The 1701-nt window shown below is 40.4% G+C and carries 2 protein-coding genes; both read left to right on the top strand.

From position 1 onward, the window contains the following. On the top strand, positions 1–880 hold an 880-nt coding region (locus F6K49_RS46390; RefSeq protein WP_293109204.1), incomplete at its 5' end, for a family 10 glycosylhydrolase. Positions 881–1234: 354 nt separating this feature from the next. Next, on the top strand, positions 1235–1701 hold a 467-nt coding region (locus F6K49_RS46385), incomplete at its 3' end, for an MATE family efflux transporter (protein ID WP_293109202.1).

Here is a 1701-nt window from a genome sequence, read left to right as displayed (position 1 = left end):
TTTTAATCGAATTTACGTTGATGTTTATAATGGTGGAACTACCTATCCTAGTAAATATTCCCTCAAAAATAACTGGATTACCTTACCCTTTACCGACCCCCTAAAAGCCGCCATCAAAGAAGGTGAACGTCAAGGATTAAAAATCTATGCTTGGTATGAGCATGGTATGATGCTTCATCTTAATTCAAAATTTGCTAAACAGCATCCCGATTGGCTCCTGAAGACTTCAACAGGAAAAAAAGCTATCGATCAACATCTGTGGCTAAATCCAAACCACCCAGATGTTCAAAAATACTTCATTAATTTATTTACTGAAGTTGCTAAGAACTATCCCAACCTTTATGGGATTCAACTAGACGATCATTGGGGTATTCCAACTCAGTTTGGAAATCACGCCAGAGTGATGACAGAATTAACCCGTAAAATTCACCAAGCTGTTAAAACAATTAACCCTAAGCTAATTATATCTCTTTCTCCCAACTCCCCAAGTTTTTCCTACAGAAAATACTCTCAAAATTGGTTGTATTGGGTACGCCAAGGCTTAATTGATGAAGTGATTGTCCAAATTTATCGCAAGACCAGCCAAGAAGTAATCAATACTCTAAAATCTTCTGGTTTACGAGAAGCTAGTTATTACGTTCCGGTAGCCGTAGGTATCTACAGTGGAGAATTCTATCGCCCTAAGCCGATAAATGAACTCAACAAGCAGATAGAAATAGCCGAAAACTATGGTTATGGTTATTCTCTTTTCTGCTGGGAATCTACCTATAGTCCTTTTCGTGGTGTAAAACCAGAGCACAAAGAAGCGCTTGTTAAAACTTACTTGGGCATAAAGAAGCTTTTCTTTAAATTTATAATGTTTCTGGAACTATTCGTTTAAGAAGTTAGCTATAGCAAAGGGAACAGGGAATAGGGAATAGGGAACAGGGAACAGGGAACAGGGAATAGGGAAAAAAAATTTCTGTACCTCATAGCTATCAGAAACACTATAGATGAGGCGAAACTATTTACTTAATTTACTGTTTTTGACCCATTTATCACTTTTATCCTCTTGCCTTGTCTATAGATACAGGACTTACGCACACAATCCATGGGTAGGGTGGGCAAAACCTTGCCCACCCTACAGGTAGCGTTAAATTGAGGGATTTGCGTAAGTCCTAACATAAATCCTCAACACCAATTAAATTTTAAATTTAGTAAACTTTTATTAAGTTTAGTTAAGGCATGCCCTACCATGAAGCAAAACCTGATTGAAGGGAAGGTGAGCTCCCAGCTAACCCGACTAACGATACCGATGATTTGGGGAGTGTTTGCAGTTATTGCTTTCAACCTGATTGACACCTATTTTGTCGGACAACTGGGAACCAAACCCTTAGCAGCTATGAGTTTCACCTTTCCCGTGGTGATGACTTTAGGTAGTCTAGCGATGGGGTTAGGAGTGGGAGCATCCTCTGTGATTGCCCGTGCCATTGGAGAAGGGGATCTCCAGAAAGTGCGGCGACTGACAACAGATAGTCTAACCCTGTCTCTGCTAGTAGTAGCACTGTTCACGTTCCTAGGATTAGCCACTATCGATCCCCTATTTACCGCCTTAGGAGCTGATGCCGATTTGCTACCACTGATTCGTAGTTACATGCAGATTTGGTATTGGGGAATGATTTGTCTGGTTATCCCCATGGTTGGTAATAGTGCTATCCGCGA

Source organism: Moorena sp. SIO3I6 (assembly GCF_010672095.1).
This window is presented reverse-complemented; position numbering and strand designations above follow the sequence as displayed.